Genomic DNA, 16137 nt, shown 5'->3' with positions numbered 1-16137 from the left:
CTGGGTGCGTGCTCGTTCCCCTGACCAACGTCCCGCGCGACTACGCGTGGGGCTCCCGTTCGCTCATCGCCGCACTCCAGGGCCGCCCGCCCGCGGAGCACCCCGAGGCCGAGATCTGGTACGGGGACCACCCCTCCGACCCCTCCGACGTGCAGGACGGCTCCGGCCGCACGCTGGACCAGTGGATCGCCCAGGAGGGCGCCGGCGTGGGTCTAGCCGGGCGCCTGCCGTACCTGCTGAAGCTCCTGGCCGCGTCGACCGTGCTCTCGATCCAGGTGCACCCGTCGAAGGCGCAGGCGGAGGAGGCGTTCGCGCGCGAGTCCGCCCTGCCGGCCGACGCCGTGCGCAACTACGCCGACGACAACCACAAGCCCGAGATGATCGTCGCCCTGTCCGAGCGGTTCGAGGCGCTGTGCGGGCTGCGGGAGCTGGAGGCGTCGCGCCGCCTGCTCGACGCCCTCGGCGCTGCGGCCGCGCCGCTGCGCGAGCGCCTCACCGACCCCGAGGGCCTGGCCGACGCGATCGGCTGGCTGCTCTCGGGCGACGCGCACGAGACGGTCGCCGCGATCGCCGCCGGCCTCGCCGACGCCCAGTCGACGGAGTTCGCGGCCGAGCTCGCGAACGCGCGCAAGCTCGCGTCCTGGTATCCCGGCGACCCCGGCGTCGTCGTCGCGCTGCTGATGAACTTCGTCGTGCTGCACCGCGGCGAGAGCGTGTTCCTGCGCGCCGGGATGCTCCACGCGTACGTGTCCGGCCTGGGCGTGGAGCTGATGGCCGCGAGCGACAACGTGCTCCGCGGCGGGCTCACGCCCAAGCGCATCGACGTCGACGAGCTGCTGCGCATCCTCGACCCCACGCCCGGTCCGGTACCCGTCGTGCTCCCGGTGGCAGCGGACAACGGCAACCGCGGCGTCGAGGCGTTCCCGGCCGACGTCCCCGATTTCCAGCTGCTGCGCGCGCGCGTCGCGGAGGGCTCCGACGCGGTCATCCGCCCCATCGGGCCGCTGATCGTGCTGGCGACCACCGGCGCCGTCTCGGTCGCGGGCGCACGGGGCGCGCTCGACCTGGAGCCCGGCCGCGCCGCGTTCGTGACGCCCGACGAGACCGAGATCCGGATCTCGGGCGAGGGCGAGGCCTTCCTCGCCCAGCCGGGCCGCGCCGACTGAGCGGAGCGAGCGCCCGGGCGCGCCGCGCGATACGCCCGAGCGCGACACGCCGGAGCCGGTCAATGAAGGTTCATGCCGCGGTTGAGGCTTTACGATCTGCGACTTGATCTTTGGGAATCACACGGGTGTAATTACTTCCACGACATCCGCCCATGGGGGGCCAGAGGGAGTGGGAGAGCGAAATGACCGGATCGCAGTACCGTTCCGGCGTACCGGACAACTGGTTCGTCGACCCCGTCAACCTGGGTGTTCCGGGCGTCCGCCCGCCTCAGGGCGACGAGGACACCGCACTCGCCTGGCAGAGCGACGCGCTCTGCGCCCAGACGGACCCGGAGGCGTTCTTCCCTGAGAAGGGCGGATCCACGCGCGACGCCAAGCGCATCTGCACCTCGTGCGACGTGCGCAGCCAGTGCCTCGAGTACGCGCTGCAGAACGACGAGCGCTTCGGCATCTGGGGTGGCCTCAGCGAGCGCGAGCGTCGCAAGCTCAAGCGCGCCGCAGGCTAGTTCTTTTCAGAAGCGTCTCGCACGCTGCGGGGCCGCAACCGGCACCCTTGCGAGCGAGGAACGTCGCTGACGCTCCGTCGGCAGCGCTTCGCGCTGCGGGGTCGCTTCGCTCCACGCTCGCTGGGCCCCCGGCGCCGAGGCTCCGTCCGTCGCGAATGCGACGGATGGAGAAGCGCACGGGGACGCTCGCACGCCCGCAGACGACGGGGGTTTCTGCCGGTCGTTGAGCGGAGCGAAGCGGAGTCGAAACGGCGCCGATCCTTCCCGGCCGGCCGGGAATGTGCGTGTCTCCGGCGCGTGCCGACGGATCGGGGAGCGGGCCCGCCTAGGCTGTCCGCGACATGCCCCCCGCCGTCCACGCCATCCTCGTCGCCCGCTCCACGCCGCACGCCGCGGCCCAGCTCGAGCGCACCCTGGAAGCGCTCCGCGCCCAGGAGCGCCCAGTCGACGCACTCACGGTCGTGGTGTGCGGCCCCGCCGGGCCGCTGCGCGCCGTGATCGACGCCTCGGGCGCCGAGGGCGCGATCGAGGCCCCCGCCGGCATCTCGTTCGCCGCGGCTGTCCGCCTCGCGGCGGGGCGCGTTCCCGCCGACCGCGCCGTCTGGCTGCTCGCCCACGACACGAGCCCCGAGCCCGGAGCGCTCGCGGCGCTCGCGGCCGCCCTCGAGCGGGCTCCCTCGGTCGCGATCGCCGCTCCGAAGGTCGTGGACGCCGCTGATCCGGCGGTCATCCTGTCCCTCGGCGTGAGCATGACGCGCTTCGGGCGCACGGTGCCGCTCGCGAACGGCGAGTTCGACCAGGGCCAGCACGACGGCGACGACGACGTGCTGGGGGCCGACGTGCGCGGTCTCCTGCTGCGCAGCGACGCCCGGGCGCACCTGCTGCCGGACCCGGCGCTCGCGGGCGCCGACGAGGGCCTGGACATGGGCGTGCGGGCGCGCCTGGCGGGCCGCCGCGTCGCCCTCGCGCCGGGCGCCAGGCTCCATGCGCCGGAGGCCGGCGCCGCGGGCCTCCCCGGCCGGCCGATGGCGCGCGCCTACGCCGTGCGAACGGCGCAGCTGCACCGCCGCCTCGCCTACGCCCCGGCGTGGGCCGTCCCGCTGCACTGGCTCTCCCTGCTGCCCCTCGCGCTGTGGCGCACCCTCGTGCACCTCGTGGCCAAGACGCCCGCGCGCGTGCCCGCCGAGTGGGCCGCCGCCCTCACGGTCATGGCCCGGATCCCCGCGGTCGCGCGCTCGCGCGGCGAGATCCGCGCGATCAAGTCCGTGCCGTGGTCGCAGATCGCCGCGCTGCGCGCGACCCACGGGCAGCTGCGCGAGCGCTACGACCCGGGCGGCGGGGAGCCGGTCGTCCGTCGCGAGCTCAGGTTCTTCTCGGGCGGCGGCGCGTGGGCGGTGCTCGCGGCCCTCGTGGTGGCCGTGGCGGCGTTCCTGCCGCTGCTGGCCTGGCCCGTGCTGGGCGGGGGCGCGTTGCTGCCGCTGCGCGACACGGTCGCGGGCCTCTGGGACGACGCCGGATACGGGCTGCGCTCGCTCGGGATCGACGCGCCGTCCGCGGCCGACCCGTTCGCCACGCTGATCGCCGTCCTCGGATCGCTGTCGCCCGCGCGGCCGTCGTTCGCCATCGTGCTCGTGTGGGTGCTGGCGCTCCCGCTCGCGGTGCTGGGCGGCTGGTTCGCCGCGACGCGCGTCACCGAGCGGTCGGGCGTGCGGGTGGCGGTCGGCGTGCTCTGGGCGCTCGCGCCCACCTTCCTCACCGCGCTCGTCGAGGGTCGCCCGGCCGCCGTGCTGGTGCACATCCTGCTGCCGTGGCTGTTCTTCGCCGGGTCGGTGGCCCATCGCTCGTGGGGCGCGTCCGGCGCCGGATCCATCCTGCTCGTCGCCGTCCTGGCGTGCGCGCCGTCGCTCGCGCCCGCGCTCGCGGTGCTCTGGGCGCTGGCGCTGCTCCTGGCGATCGGGTTCCGCGCGCGACGCGGCGTCGCGCGCGTGCTGTGGCTCGTGATCCCGAGCATCCTGTTCTTCGCACCGCTCGTGCAGGCGCAGCTGTCCCGTGGCACCCCGTGGGCGCTGCTCGCCGATCCCGGCCGACCGTGGGCCGGCGGCGAGGCGGCGTCGCCGCTGCGGCTCGCGACGGGCTTCCCCACAGCGGATCCGGGCGGCTGGGGCGCGCTGCTCGCCTGGCTCGGCGCGGGCGAAGCGACGCCCGGCGCCTGGGTGCCGCTGCTGCTCCTGCCGCTCGCGGCGCTCGCGCTCGCCGCGCCGCTCACCCCGCGCTGGCGCGCGGGCGTCGGCGCCGTCGTGATCGCCACGGCGGGCCTCGTCGCCGCGCAGCTCGTGGCAGGCGTCCAGGTGGCCACCTCCGCCTCCGCACCCGTGCCGGTGTGGCCGGGCAGCGCGCTCAGCCTCGCGTGGCTCGGAGCGATCGCGGCCGCCGCGGTGACCCTGGACGCGGGCATCCTCCGCCGGGGCGCGGCCTCCGCCGCCGCCGTGCTGACCGTGGTGTGCGTCGCGGTCGTCGCCATGCCCGCGCTCACGGCGGTGGCCCGCGGCGACGCCCGCCTGACGAACGGTCCCGCCTCGACGCTGCCCGCCTACGTCACGGCCCGAGCCGCCGACGAGGAGGACCTCGGCACGTTCGTGCTGTCCGCGCAGGCGGACGGCGGCGTCGCGGCGCGCGTCGTCTGGGGTGCCAGCGAGACACTGGGCGGACAGTCCACGCTGCGGAGCACGGATCCGGACGTCGACGAGGCGGACGAGCGGCTGGCCGAGGTCGCGACCGATCTGGTGTCGGCCAGCGCGGGCGACGTGCCCGAGCGGCTGAGCGAGGCGGGCGTCCGGTTCGTGCTGCTGGAGGCCGGCGCCGGACCCGAGACCGACGCGTCGCGCACGCGGCGTCTCGAGGCCATCACGGCGATCGATCAGCGCGCGGGATTCGTGCGCGTGGGCGAGACCGCGAAGGGCGTGCTGTGGCGTCTCGAGGCCGACCCGCAGCCGCGTCCCGCGCTGGATGACCGGGAGCGCGCGACCGCGCGCCTCGCGGCCACGACGCAGCTCGCCGCGATGCTCGTGGCGCTGCTGCTCGCCGTGCCGACGTTCGCGTCCCGCCGGGAGGCCCGGCGTACGCCGCGGGTCGTCGGCCGCGGCTACGAGGAGGCGAAGCTGTGAAGAGGATCACCGTCGCCCAGCGCATCGCCGCGGCGCGCGTCGTGGTCGGGGCGGCCGTCGCCGTCGGGTCCGTGATCGCGGTGACCGCGGCCGCGGCCCTGCCCTGGCCGGACGTGGCCACCGAGCCGCGCGCGCTGGAGGTCGCCCCCCGGCCCGCCGAGACGGTTCTGGCCTGCGACGGACCCGTGCTCGCGCTCGGACGCGTGCCGGAGGACGCAGCCGCGCTCTCGGTCGCCGCGCCCGCCGACGTCACGGCAGGCGATGACGCAGGCGGGCAGCCGCCGTCCGACGCGCTCGGCCAGCCCGGCGTCGCGGGCGAGGCGGGAGCCCTTCGGCTGGTGCAGGCGCCGACCGGACGCGAGCCCGTGTCCGTCGCCGCCGCCACCTCCGCCACGCTGGGCGACGAGGACCTGGCCGGCTTCACGGCCTCCGCGTGCCGCCCCGCCCAGATGGAGTCGTGGATCGTGGGAGGCGACACCGAGACGGGAACGACCGGCATCCTGCTGATCGCGAACCCCGGCGACGTCAACGCCACCGTGCAGGTCACGTCGTACGGCGTCATGGGGCCGGTCACGCCTCCCGGCGCCGACGCGATCCCCGTGCCCGCCCGCACCCAGCTCGCCCTGCCCGTGGCCGGGTTCGCGGGGGACGAGCAGAGCCCGGTCCTGCGGATCACCGCGACCGGCGCGCCCGTGCGGGCCAGCCTGCAGTCGAGCCTGGTGCGCACGCTCGATCCGGGCGGCGTCGACAGCCAGCCGTCGGTCCGGCCCGCTCTCGTCCAGGTGATCCCCGGGCTCACCGTGACGGGCGACGTGGCCGAGACCGAGGGTGCGTCGACCATCGTCCGGCTGCTGTCGGAGGGCGACACCCCGGCGACGATCACGGTCCGCGACCAAGACGGCGAGCAGGCCATCGAACCGCAGCACGTGGACCTGGCGGCCGGAGCTCCCGTGGAGGTCGAGCTGGACGGGCTCGACGAGGGCGACTACACCGTGACGGTGGCCGCCGACGCCCCCGCCGTGGCCGCCGTGTGGCAGACCACGGGATTCGGCGCCGGCGCGGACTTCGCCTGGCACACGCCGTCGCCCGCGATCACGGAGAGCACGCTCGTCGCCGTCCCGCGGGGCGACGACGCGGCGCTGCACCTGGCCAACCCGTCGGACGAGGACGTCACGGTGTCGGTCGCCGGCGTGGGGGACGAGCCGAAGGAGTTCGACGTCCCCGCCGGGGGAGCGGCGAAGATCGGCGTCCGCGGCGACAGGCTGTACACGGTCGACCCCGCGGGAGCGTCCCTCCACGCGGCGGTGGGGTTCGCCGGGGAGTCGGCGCTCGCGTCCGTGGCCGTCTGGCCGGACGCCGCGCATCCGCGGCCGGTGACCGTCTACCCGTAGGTCAGAAGAAGCGGAAGCGGTCGGGGCCGAGGTCCCACGGGTCCCGGTCGAGGTACTCGGCCGCGGCGCGGAACACCTCGCCCTCGATCATCATGCGACGGTGCGTGTCGTCCACCCGGTGCAGGCGGTTCAGGCGCTCGATCGGCACGCGGTACATCACGATGCGCTGGGCCGCACGGTCGATGCTCCAGCGCGGGATGCCGTCGGCGTCCGCATCGCGCGGCAGGCGGCCGATCTCGAAGCTCACGTCTCGCAGCTCCGGCCACGCCCCGCGGAGATACTCGGCGGCGCCCCCCACGGCGACGTCGAAGCGCTCCACGCGCGTGTCGATCGGGGGGAGCGGCGGCCGCACCACCGGGCTGCGGCCCACGCGGCCGTGCCGACCGTGCCGTGCCGCGCGCCCGCGCGGGCTCGGGCGTCGCGCGCGTCCGAAGATGGCCATGCCCTCAGCCTAGGACCGATCCGGCGGCCGGCGAGCGCCCCGCCGAGCGCAGATCCGCACGCCGTCCGGCGAGGCATCCCGGGCCGCGCCCGGCCCGCGCCTAGAGTGGGCTCGATGCGTGAGAGAGTCTGCTCGAAAGTGGGTTGCGCCCGTGAGGCCGTGACCACGCTGACCTACGACTACACCGACCAGATGGCCGCCCTCGGCCCGCTCGGTGCGGCGAACAACCCCCATGCGCACGACCTCTGCGCGATCCACACCGACCGGCTGTCGGTGCCGCAGGGCTGGGTGGTCGTACGTCACGAGACGCTCCGCGCTTCCTGATCAGGAGCGTCTCGCACGCTGCGGGGCCGCAAGCGGCACCCTTGCGAGCGAGGAACGTCGCTGACGCTCCGTTCGGCAGCGCTTCGCGCTGCGGGAGTCGCTTCGCTCCACGCTCGCCTCGCTCGCACGACGGTAAGTGAGGCTGCTCGCTGTCGGCCGTGTCTGCCGGTCGTTGAGCGGAGCGAAGCGGAGTCGAAACGGGCTGAGCCGCGCGTAGCGAGTCGAAGCCGGAGTCCCAACCCGTGGTCGTTGAGCGACGAGCGCCAGCGAGGAGTCGAAACGGTTGAAGCCTCCACCGGCGCCGGCGGGGTCAGCGGGAGAGGTGGGCGACGCGGTCGGCGCGGGCGCGCAGCGCGTGGAGCTCGCGTTCGCGGCGCACGGCCACGACCGCGCGAAGCAGCGTCTCGGGATCGACCGGGGGCAGAGGCGCGACGTGGGGCGCGACCTGGTCCGCCAGCTCGCGCGCCAGGCGCTCGCGGGCCGCGGGGTGCATCGCCGCCGCACCGGCCGTGAACTGCGCGACGCGCCGCGCCAGCCGGTCCGGCAGGCGCCCGACGTCGGCGATCCGCGCCCAGCCCTCGAGTCCGGGCGGGAGCGGCATCTCGCGCGGGACCAGCTTCGGCGTGCGGGTGCGCTCCGCGTAGGTCCCCGCGACCAGGTCGCCGAGCCGCTGCGAGCGCGGGGTGAAGATCGCGACGAGCAGCGCCAGGCCCCCGAGGGTCATGTACACCTCGAGCACGCCGACCATCGCCCGGATGAACGCGTGCCGGAACGAGATCGCGCCGCCGTCGGCCCGCACGATCCGCCCGCCCACGGCCAGCTTGCCCAGGCTGCGTCCGCGCGTGACCGTCTCGACCGCGGTCGGGACCACCACGGCGAGCAGCACGAGCAGCACGATCGACAGGATCTGCACGACGTTCTCGGGCAGCACGCCGGCCATCAGCAGACCCGCCATCGCGAGCACCAGCAGCACGTAGACGACCACGGTCACGGCGACATCGATGGCCGCGCCGGCGACCCGCAGCACGAGCCCGATCGGCTGGACGTCGAGCGCGACCGCCTCGCCGGTCAGCACCTCGTCGTGCGCGACCACGACGGCGCGCGAGGAGCGATGCGGATGCCGCGCGGCGGCCGGTTCCGTGACGCCGCCAGTCGACATGCGTACAGTAAACCAGGTGGATCTCGACGCCCTCGCCGCCGCCCGACGCGCGGAGTGGGAGCGGCTCGACGAGCTGTCCCAGCGGCGCCGGCTGACAGGCGAGGAGGTCGACGAGCTCGTCGCCCGCTACCAGGCGGCCTCGGCTGATCTCGCCGACATCAAGACGTCGGCCGGCCGCACTCCGCAGGGCGATCACGTCTCGACGATGCTGGCGCGTGCGCGGCTGGCGCTCACCGGCGCATCCGACAACGTCCTGCGGCAGCTGCCGCGGTTCTTCCTGCATCAGCTCCCGGCGGCGCTCCACCGCGTGCGGTGGACCACGCTCGCGATCGCGCTGGCGTTCCTCGCGACCGCCGCGCTGTCCGCGGCGTGGATCGCGGGCGACCCCGCCGTGGTCGCGACGCTGGGCAGCGAGGCGCAGCTCGAGCAGTACGCCGAGGAGGAGTTCACGGACTACTACACCGAGAACCCCGCGGCCGTGTTCGCGGGGATGGTGTGGACCAACAACGCCTGGATCGCGGCGCAGTGCGTCCTGTTCGGCGTGACCGGGCTGTTCCCGCTGTACGTGCTGGTGCAGAACGCGGTCGGCGTCGGGACGGCCGCGGCCGTGATGACCGCCTACGACCGGCTCGACGTGATGATCCTGTACATCCTGCCCCACGGCCTGCTGGAGCTGACGTGCATCTTCGTCGCGGCGGCCGCGGGCCTGCACGTGTTCTGGGCGTGGGTCGCGCCCGGGCCGCGGACGCGCGGCGCCGCGCTGGCCGCCGAGGGCCGCGCGCTCGCCACGGTGGCGATCGGCCTGGTGTTCGCGCTCGCGATCGCAGGCGCCGTGGAGGGGTTCGTGACCGGACAGCCGTGGCCGTGGTGGCTGAAGATCGGCATCGGGGCGCTCGCGCTCGGCGTGCTGCTGTTCTGGATGCTCGTGCTCGGCCGCCGTGCGGCCCGGGCCGGCGAGACCGGCGACCTCACCGAGTACGAGGCGGGCACCCCGACTCTCGTCGCGGGCTGAACGGTGCGGGCGCGGGGCATGGCACGCTGGTGCCATGACCGACATCGACGTCGCCCTGGTCGCCCGGCTCGAGGCCGAGGAGCGCGAGCTCGTGCTCGAGTCCTTCACGCACGACGAGGCGTGGGAGCTCGGGTGCCTGCTGGTCGAGCTGGCCGCCGAGCGCGAGCTGCCGGTGACCATCGACATCCGCAAGGGGACACAGCAGGTCTTCCACGCCGCGCGCGAGGGCGCCGTCGCCGACAACGACTCGTGGATCGAGCGCAAGGTCCGCACGGTCTATCGCTTCGGCGCGTCCTCGTACCTGGTCGGGCGTCGTCACGGCGACGCGTTCAACGAGATCCACGACCTGCCGCTGTCGGAGTACGCGGCGCACGGCGGCGCGTTCCCGATCCGGGTCCGCGGCGTCGGGATCGTCGGCGTAGTCACGGTGTCCGGCCTGCCGCAGGCCGACGACCACGCGCTCGTCGTCGAGGCCCTCCGTCGTTTCGCCTCGTGACCGCGCCCCCGCGAAGCGGTGCCGTCCGGCCCATATCGCGGGTGAGAAGGGCCGGACGGCACCGGAACGGCCGCTAGGCGCGGACGGAGTCGAACAGCGCCTTGTAGGCGAAGCCGGCGAGCAGCGCGCCCACGATCGGGAACACCAGGAACACCCACAGCTGGGCGAGCGCCTCGCCGCCGCCGTAGATCGCCGAGGCGATCGAGCGGGCGGGGTTCACCGAGGTGTTGTCGACCGGGATGCTGATGAAGTGGATGAGCGCGAGCGACAGGCCGATCGCCAGGCCCGCGAGAGGCGTGCCGCGGGTGGGGTGGGTCACCCCGAGGATGATGAGCAGGAACAGGCCGGTGAGCACGACCTCCGCGATGATCGCGGCGGGAAGGCCGAAGCCGGCGGGTGACAGGTTGTCCCAGCCGTTGCTCGCGAAGCCCGCGTCCTGCGCCGTGACGAGCCAGTCGGCGGGTCCGAACAGGCCGATCAGCACCAGGAGGGTCGTGGCGATCGCGCCGCCGACCACCTGCGCGACGATGTAGCCGCCGGTCTCGCGCCACGGGAAGCGGCCCGCCGCGGCCAGGCCGAGCGTGACCGCCGGGTTGAAGTGACCGCCCGAGATCGGACCGAACGCGTACGCGCCCACCACGACCGTCAGGCCGAACGCGAGCGCGACCGCGGTGTACACGGCCGCCGGGGTGTCGGCGAAGTGATTCGAGGCGAAGACCGCCGTGCCGACGCCGCCGAACACGAGCAGCAGCGTGCCGAAGGCCTCGGCCACCAGCTTGGAGGTGGGCGTCGGGTCGGCGGGCGGGGTGTGGGCGAGCTCTGTGGGCTCGACGGGGATCTCGGGGTTCGGATCGGTCATGCTCGTCCTCTCGTGTGGCGGTCTTCTCGCATGCTGTCAGCGCGTCATCCGGGGCGGCAAGCGACGCGACGAAGGTTTCACGAACGCGTCATTCCGGGCCCGCGGGTCAGAGCCGGCCCGCGGCCTTGAGCGCCAGGTAGCGGTCGGCGATGCGCGGCGGCAGGTCGTCCGGGGGCGCGGCGAGGGCCTCGGCGCCGGCCCGCGTGATGGCGCGCGCGACGCGCCCCGCGGTGCGCAGCGCCGCCTCGGCGGCCGCCGCCCGGTAGAGGTCCTCGACGGATCCCCGGGCGCGGGCGGTGCTCTCGAGGTCTGCATCCGTCGCGGTGCCGACCAGCACCACGGTCCCGGCCCGCACCGTCTGCGGCAGGGTGCCCAGGAACCCGCGTGCGGCCTCGGGCGCCTCCTGCGCGGTCAGCACGACCAGCAGGGACGGATGCACGGCGAGTGCGCGCGCCTGGGCGAATGCGCCGTCCCAGTCCGTGTCGATCAGCTGCGCCTCGACGGGCGCGAGCGCGTCCACGAGCGCCGGCAGCAGCGCCGGGCCGTCCACCCCGGTGACGCGGGCGCGCACGACGCGGTCGAACGCCACGAGATGCACGTGATCGCCCGCCCGCGCCGCCAGGGCCGCCAGCAGCAGCGCCGACTCGAACGCCGCGTCGAGCCGCGTGCCGTCGCCGACGCGCGTGGCCGCGGTGCGGCCCGTGTCGATCACGATCACGACGTGCCGGTCGCGTTCGGGGCGCCAGGTGCGCAGCATCGTGGTGCTCGCACGGGCCGTGGCTCGCCAGTCGATCGAGCGCACGTCGTCGCCGCGCACGTACTCCCGCAGCGAGTCGAATTCCGTGCCCCGGCCCCGCACCTGAACGCTCGTGTTGCCGTCGAGCTCCCGCAGCCGCACGAGGCGCGACGGCAGGTGCCGCCGCGCGTGGAACGGCGGCAGCACCCGGATCGCGCCCGGCGCGTCCATCCGCCTCTGCACTCCCGCGAGCCCGAGCGGGCCCACCGACCGGATGATCGCGAACTCGGTCCGCAGCTCGCCGCGGCGCCGGGGGAGCAGCGGGAGGCGGGCCGTGCGCGCCTCGTGCGGCGGCACGTCGAACCGCAGCCGCGCGGCCGGCGCGCCGGCCGTCGGCTGCCACGCGTCGCGAACGGTGGCCCGGATGCGGCGGGCACCGCGGTTGGCGAGCCGCAGCCGCACCTCCACGGGCTCGCCGAGCCGCACGCGCGCGGGCATCGATCGATCGAGCGAGAGCGCGCGCGGATCGGGCGCGGCCGCGACATCCGCCGCCACCAGCGCCACGCAGAGCACGAGCCAGGCGCCGACCACGAGCCACGCGTTCACGCCCATCGCCGTCAGCGGCACGAGCGGCAGGACGCCCGCGGCGACGATCCAGGGGACCAGAGCGGTGAGGTACACGGCGGCGCGGCTCAGAGCGGCACGGGCGTCTGCTGCAGCACCGAACCGAGCACGGCGTCGACCGTGACGCCCTCGATCTCGGCGTCGGGGCGCAGCCGGATGCGGTGGCGCCACACCGGCACGAGCATGGCCTGCACGTGATCCGGCGTGATCGCGGGGTAGCCGCCCAGCCAGGCCCATGCCTTGGCGGCCGCGAGCAGCGCGGTCGCGGCGCGCGGGCTCGCGCCGAGCTGGACGGACGGGCTCTGCCGCGTCGCGCGCGCCAGGTCGACGACGTAGCCCAGCACGTCGTCCGTGACCGTCACGGCCGCGGCGGACCGCTGGGCGGCGCGGATCTCGTCGGGCGACACCACGGCCGCGACGCCCTCGAGCTCGCGCGGCGAGAACCCGTCGGCGTGGCGGCGCAGCACCGCCACCTCCGACTCCCGGGGCGGCACGTCGATCAGCAGCTTGATCAGGAACCGGTCGAGCTGCGCCTCGGGCAGCGTGTACGTGCCCTCGTGCTCGATCGGGTTCTGTGTGGCGCACACCAGGAACGGCTCCGGCAGCGGGCGCGTCACGCCGTCCGCCGAGACCTGGCGCTCCTCCATCGCCTCGAGCAGCGCCGCCTGCGTCTTCGGCGGCGTGCGGTTGATCTCGTCGGCGAGCACGATGTTCGTGAAGACCGGGCCCTCGCGGAACTCGAACTCGCCCGCCTTGGCGTCGTAGATCAGCGATCCCGACACGTCCCCCGGCATGAGGTCGGGGGTGAACTGGATCCGCTTGGTGTCCAGGCCCAGGGCGCGGCTGAAGGTGCGCACGAGCAGGGTCTTGGCCACGCCGGGGACGCCCTCGAGCAGCACGTGGCCGCGCGCCAGCAGCGCGATCAGCAGGCCGCTCACGGCGCCATCCTGCCCGACGACCGCCTTGCCGACTTCCAGCCGCACGCGGTGCATCGCCTGGCGGAGCGCGTCGGCGGATCCGGCGTCGACGACGGTCGTACCGGCGGCTGCGGTGTTCTCCATGCTTGTCCTCTCGGTGATGTCAGCGGGCGGAAGGCCCGGACGTGGTGCGGACGGCCGCCTCGACGGCGTCCTCCAGATCGCGAAGCCGGGTGCCGAACTCGGCCAGGTCGGCGTCGGTGGCGGGGGAGTCCTCGAGGATCGCGCGGATCACGGCGGCGCGCCCGCCGACGCGGACGGCGGCCGCGTCGGCGACCTCGGCGCGCGACGCCGTGGCGGCCAGGCCGAGGCGGCGCGCCATCCGCTCCGTCGCCCCGTCGCGCATCAGGGCGGCGGCGTGAGCGGGATCCGCGGCACGCGCGTACAGCCGCGCCCGCCCCTCGAGCGTCTCGCTGCCCCGCACGGTCACGGGCAGGCGCTCGGCGACCAGCGGACCGAACCGCCGCCCGCGCCAGACCGCCGCGGCGAGGCCCGCGACCAGCAGGAGCACGATGCCGGGCGTGAGCCAGGGCGGGACCAGGTCGCCCAGCTGAGGTGCGGCCTCGCCGTCGTCGGCGTCGGCGAGCGACGGGACGAACCAGACGACCCGGTCGTGCGTGCCGATCAGGCCCAGCCCGAGCGCGGCGTTGCCCTCCGCGGCGAGGTGCGCGTTGTCGAAGAGCTCGGTGCCGTCGATCAGCGTGACCGGCGACGGCCGCTCGCTGCGCAGGAGCGCGTGCCCGTCGCCGACCGGGTAGCAGCCCGTCACACCGCTCGGGGCGGTGAAGCCGCGACCCGGCAGGATGGCGCCCGCGCGCTCGGCGGCGGGCAGCGCGCAGGCCGGCTCGACCGGCCCGTCGCCGAAGCCGGAGTGCTCCGCGCCGGGAGCGAGCAGAGCCGCGGTCTCGGCGCTCGGGTCCAGGACGACGGTGTCGTCCGCGGCGTCCGCGAGCGCGAGGATCGTGTCGTCGGACAGGTACCAGGGGTCGGTGATCACCAGCGTGGTCCCCGGCGTCTCGAGCGCGGCGAGCGCCTGGCCGCGCCGGTCGGCCTCGACGACCTCGACGCCCTGCTCGCGCAGGATGGAGACGATGGCGCGCGCGCCGTCGGGACCGGACCCTTCGGGATCGAGCGGCTCGCGCTCCCTCCAGCCGTCCGAGCTCAGGAGCGTGACGACGGCGCCGATCAGCACCACCGCGACCCCGATCAGGACCCAGCCGAGCGCGGACCGCGCCCGCGTGCGTCGCTCGCCGATCTCGGCCGCGAAGGGGTCGGCGCCTGCGGTCCGGTCGACCGCGGTCACGCGCCGACCGCCTCGCGGGTCGGCACGGTGCGGGCCAGCCGCTCGTCGAGCGCGGCCACGGCGGCGTACAGCTCCGCGGTGCCGGGCCGCCGCAGGTAGCGCACGTCGTCGAAGGCGCGCGCGGCGTCGTGCAGCGCGGCCTCCTCAGGCGGGAACGCCGGGACGGCGCGCCGCGCCAGTCCCTGCGCGGTCGTGCCGGGCGGCGCCTCGAGGACCCCGCGCTCCTCGAGGCCTCGGGCCAGTGCGCGGAAGCGGACGACGACCGCGGCATCCCATTCGCCCGCGGCAGCATGCGAGGCCGCGGCCGCGCGCAGCTCGGCCGCCGACCGGGACTCCGCCTCGCCGAACAGCAGCGCGGAGCGCTCGGCGGTGCGGTGCGCCAGGCGCGGACGGCCCCAGATCAGGACGGCGGCCACCACGAGCCCGATCGCGAGCACGACCGCCGCGACAGCGAGCACCGGGCTCCACTCGAGGTCGCCGCGCGGCGTCAGCAGGTCGGTGAAGAAGTCGGCGATCGTCCGCGCGATGCGGTCGATGAGCGTCGGCTCCGCCGCGTCGTACGCGGGATCCGCCAGCTCACGCTCGGCCCACTCGCGCGCCTCGTCGCGGTCGGGATCCAGACCGCCGGGCACGGGAGCCGCGAGCGCCGTCACGAGCCTCCCGCCCCGGGCGGCGGGGGCGGCGCCGGCCAGGCCGGCCCGGGCGCGGCCGGCGGATTCCCCTGCACGGGCGGATACGCGGCCGGCGGGTGCGGCTGCGCCGGCGGATACGCCGCCGGCGGGTACCCCTGCGTCGGCGGGTGCTGCGCTGCCGGGTACCCCTGCGTCGGCGGGTGCTGCTGCGGCGGGTATGGCTGCCCGGGCGGGTACGCGCCCGGATGATAGGTCGCGCGCGGCGGCGCCACGTGCGACGGGTCGTAGGCCCAGGGGTCCGGGAGCGCGGTCGCGCCCAGCTCGCGCTGCTCGATGTACGCCTGCAGCCGCAGGTCGAGCCCCTCACGCCGCATCCGGGCGTCGACGTACATGAGCGCGCCGCCCGTCGCGACCACGATCGTGCCGATCGCCGACACGAGCACCTGGAGCGCGGCGCTCACGACGGCGACCGCGACAGCGATGCCGATCGCGGGGCCGGGATCGGCCGCGCTCGCGCCGAACGGCATCACGATCGCCGGCAGGAAGGACGACGCGATCTGCAGCGGGAAGCCGACGACGCTCGAGGCGACCCCGACCAGGAGATTGATCAGGATCATGACGCCGAACGTGGGCCAGAAGCGCCCGCGCGTCAGGACCCAGGAGCGCCGGATGCCCGTGATCGGGCCGACCGCCTCGAGGACGATCGCGGACGGGACCAGATACAGCTTCGTGCCGAGCCACGCCCACAGCGGGAACAGCGCCAGCAGCAGCGGGATCGCGAGCATCATGAGGCCCCACTGCTCGGTGGCCGCCCCCGCGACCATGGGCACCGCGACGACGAGCGCGATGACCGCCCCGGCGAGCAGCTGCAGCGCGAACCAGCCGGCGAGGCGCCAGAACGCGGGGCGCACGACGGCCCAGAGCTGGCGCAGCGTGGCGCGCTCCCCGACGACGGCGCGGGAGACCTCCGCCACGACCACGCCCTGCACGATCACGCTGACGGCGCTCAGGGCGAGCGAGGTCAGGATCGTCACGACCACCGTGATGGCGGTCGACCCGGCGAAGATCGCCTCGAAGTCCTCGGACGAGGGCGCGACGGTGTCGAGACGGCCGAACGTGAGCGCCGCGACGCCGCCGATGACGGCGAGCCCGATCAGCGAGGCGGCCGCCTGCACGCCCACGGCGAAGCCGAGCAGCACCTTGGGATTGCCGCGCAGGGCCGTGAACGAGCGACCCAGCGCCGTGCCGAACCCGTACGGATACAGGGGCACGAGCCCGGCCCGCGGGGCCGGCGTCCACCCGGGCGTGCTGGTCACGTGTTCCTCCTCGACGCCGCCCGGCGGCAC

The 16137-nt window shown here is 75.3% G+C and carries 15 protein-coding genes; 7 read left to right on the top strand and 8 right to left on the bottom strand.

What is annotated here, in order from left to right; all coding sequences use genetic code 11:
• The first annotated feature begins 8 nt into the window (after positions 1–8).
• The 4 genes from manA (at position 9) to B5M43_RS09035 (ending at position 6227) form a co-directional block, all read left to right on the top strand.
• The gene (gene manA, locus B5M43_RS09050; protein WP_134745382.1) at positions 9–1166 is read left to right on the top strand and encodes a mannose-6-phosphate isomerase, class I; all 1158 of its coding nucleotides are present in this window, start codon (positions 9–11) and stop codon (positions 1164–1166) included.
• 182 nt (positions 1167–1348) lie between these two features.
• Positions 1349–1672 (top strand): WhiB family transcriptional regulator, encoded by a 324-nt coding sequence (locus tag B5M43_RS09045; protein WP_082543034.1) that lies wholly within the window; start codon positions 1349–1351, stop codon positions 1670–1672.
• A gap of 341 nt (positions 1673–2013) precedes the next feature.
• Complete coding sequence (locus tag B5M43_RS09040; RefSeq protein ID WP_134745383.1) at positions 2014–4836, top strand: glycosyltransferase; 2823 nt, start codon at positions 2014–2016, stop codon at positions 4834–4836.
• The gene (locus tag B5M43_RS09035; protein ID WP_134745384.1) at positions 4833–6227 is read left to right on the top strand and encodes a DUF5719 family protein; all 1395 of its coding nucleotides are present in this window, start codon (positions 4833–4835) and stop codon (positions 6225–6227) included. The genes B5M43_RS09040 and B5M43_RS09035 overlap by 4 nt, the downstream gene beginning before the upstream one ends.
• Position 6228: 1 nt before the next feature.
• Here the strand turns inward: B5M43_RS09035 and B5M43_RS09030 are convergent, their stop codons facing one another.
• Positions 6229–6579, bottom strand: a complete 351-nt coding sequence (locus B5M43_RS09030; RefSeq protein WP_055990654.1) for a hypothetical protein — start codon at positions 6577–6579, stop codon at positions 6229–6231.
• A 204-nt stretch (positions 6580–6783) separates the two neighbouring features.
• Between B5M43_RS09030 and B5M43_RS09025 the strand changes: the two genes are divergently transcribed.
• Positions 6784–6993 carry a DUF3499 family protein gene (locus B5M43_RS09025; protein ID WP_055990220.1) on the top strand — a complete coding sequence of 70 codons (210 nt, stop codon included), beginning with the start codon at positions 6784–6786 and terminating at the stop codon, positions 6991–6993.
• 310 nt (positions 6994–7303) lie between these two features.
• Here the strand turns inward: B5M43_RS09025 and B5M43_RS09020 are convergent, their stop codons facing one another.
• Complete coding sequence (locus tag B5M43_RS09020) at positions 7304–8152, bottom strand: RDD family protein (protein ID WP_082543033.1); 849 nt, start codon at positions 8150–8152, stop codon at positions 7304–7306.
• Between the two features lie 16 nt (positions 8153–8168).
• Between B5M43_RS09020 and B5M43_RS09015 the strand changes: the two genes are divergently transcribed.
• Both B5M43_RS09015 and B5M43_RS09010 read left to right on the top strand, forming a co-directional pair.
• Positions 8169–9164 carry a stage II sporulation protein M gene (locus B5M43_RS09015; RefSeq protein ID WP_055990217.1) on the top strand — a complete coding sequence of 332 codons (996 nt, stop codon included), beginning with the start codon at positions 8169–8171 and terminating at the stop codon, positions 9162–9164.
• A 34-nt stretch (positions 9165–9198) separates the two neighbouring features.
• Positions 9199–9660: a heme-degrading domain-containing protein gene (locus B5M43_RS09010; protein WP_134745385.1), complete on the top strand. Its 462-nt coding sequence runs from the start codon at positions 9199–9201 to the stop codon at positions 9658–9660.
• A gap of 73 nt (positions 9661–9733) precedes the next feature.
• Here B5M43_RS09010 and aqpZ read toward each other — a convergent pair whose 3' ends face one another.
• The 6 genes from aqpZ to B5M43_RS08980 all read right to left on the bottom strand — a co-directional run bounded on the left by aqpZ (position 9734) and on the right by B5M43_RS08980 (position 16107).
• Positions 9734–10519 carry an aquaporin Z gene (gene aqpZ / locus B5M43_RS09005; RefSeq protein WP_134745386.1) on the bottom strand — a complete coding sequence of 262 codons (786 nt, stop codon included), beginning with the start codon at positions 10517–10519 and terminating at the stop codon, positions 9734–9736.
• A 106-nt stretch (positions 10520–10625) separates the two neighbouring features.
• Complete coding sequence (locus tag B5M43_RS09000) at positions 10626–11936, bottom strand: DUF58 domain-containing protein (protein WP_055990212.1); 1311 nt, start codon at positions 11934–11936, stop codon at positions 10626–10628.
• An 11-nt stretch (positions 11937–11947) separates the two neighbouring features.
• Entirely contained in the window at positions 11948–12940 is a 993-nt protein-coding gene (locus tag B5M43_RS08995) for a MoxR family ATPase (RefSeq protein WP_055990209.1), read from the bottom strand.
• Between the two features lie 19 nt (positions 12941–12959).
• A complete protein-coding gene (locus tag B5M43_RS08990) occupies positions 12960–14159 on the bottom strand; it encodes a DUF4350 domain-containing protein (protein ID WP_230667871.1) in 1200 nt (399 codons plus the stop codon).
• The gene (locus tag B5M43_RS15330; protein ID WP_134745387.1) at positions 14156–14812 is read right to left on the bottom strand and encodes a DUF4129 domain-containing protein; all 657 of its coding nucleotides are present in this window, start codon (positions 14810–14812) and stop codon (positions 14156–14158) included. Before B5M43_RS15330 ends, B5M43_RS08990 begins: the two co-directional genes overlap by 4 nt.
• Positions 14809–16107, bottom strand: a complete 1299-nt coding sequence (locus tag B5M43_RS08980) for a hypothetical protein (RefSeq protein ID WP_134745388.1) — start codon at positions 16105–16107, stop codon at positions 14809–14811. Before B5M43_RS08980 ends, B5M43_RS15330 begins: the two co-directional genes overlap by 4 nt.
• Between the last annotated feature and the right edge of the window lie 30 nt (positions 16108–16137).

It is taken from the genome of Microbacterium sp. MEC084, assembly GCF_004514465.2.
Classification (GTDB): domain Bacteria; phylum Actinomycetota; class Actinomycetes; order Actinomycetales; family Microbacteriaceae; genus Microbacterium.
Note: the sequence above shows the minus strand (reverse complement) of the source record. Positions and strands in the feature narration are given on the sequence as shown.

Excerpts from the sequence above, each read along its gene's own strand:
- B5M43_RS09040 (WP_134745383.1), top strand. The coding sequence starts at position 2,014 with ATGCCCCCCGCCGTCCACGCCATCCTCGTCGCCCGCTCCACGCCGCAC.
- B5M43_RS09020 (WP_082543033.1), bottom strand. The coding sequence starts at position 8,152 with ATGTCGACTGGCGGCGTCACGGAACCGGCCGCCGCGCGGCATCCGCAT.
- B5M43_RS09045 (WP_082543034.1), top strand. The coding sequence starts at position 1,349 with ATGACCGGATCGCAGTACCGTTCCGGCGTACCGGACAACTGGTTCGTC.
- B5M43_RS09010 (WP_134745385.1), top strand. The coding sequence starts at position 9,199 with ATGACCGACATCGACGTCGCCCTGGTCGCCCGGCTCGAGGCCGAGGAG.
- B5M43_RS09025 (WP_055990220.1), top strand. The coding sequence starts at position 6,784 with ATGCGTGAGAGAGTCTGCTCGAAAGTGGGTTGCGCCCGTGAGGCCGTG.
- aqpZ (WP_134745386.1), bottom strand. The coding sequence starts at position 10,519 with ATGACCGATCCGAACCCCGAGATCCCCGTCGAGCCCACAGAGCTCGCC.
- B5M43_RS08995 (WP_055990209.1), bottom strand. The coding sequence starts at position 12,940 with ATGGAGAACACCGCAGCCGCCGGTACGACCGTCGTCGACGCCGGATCC.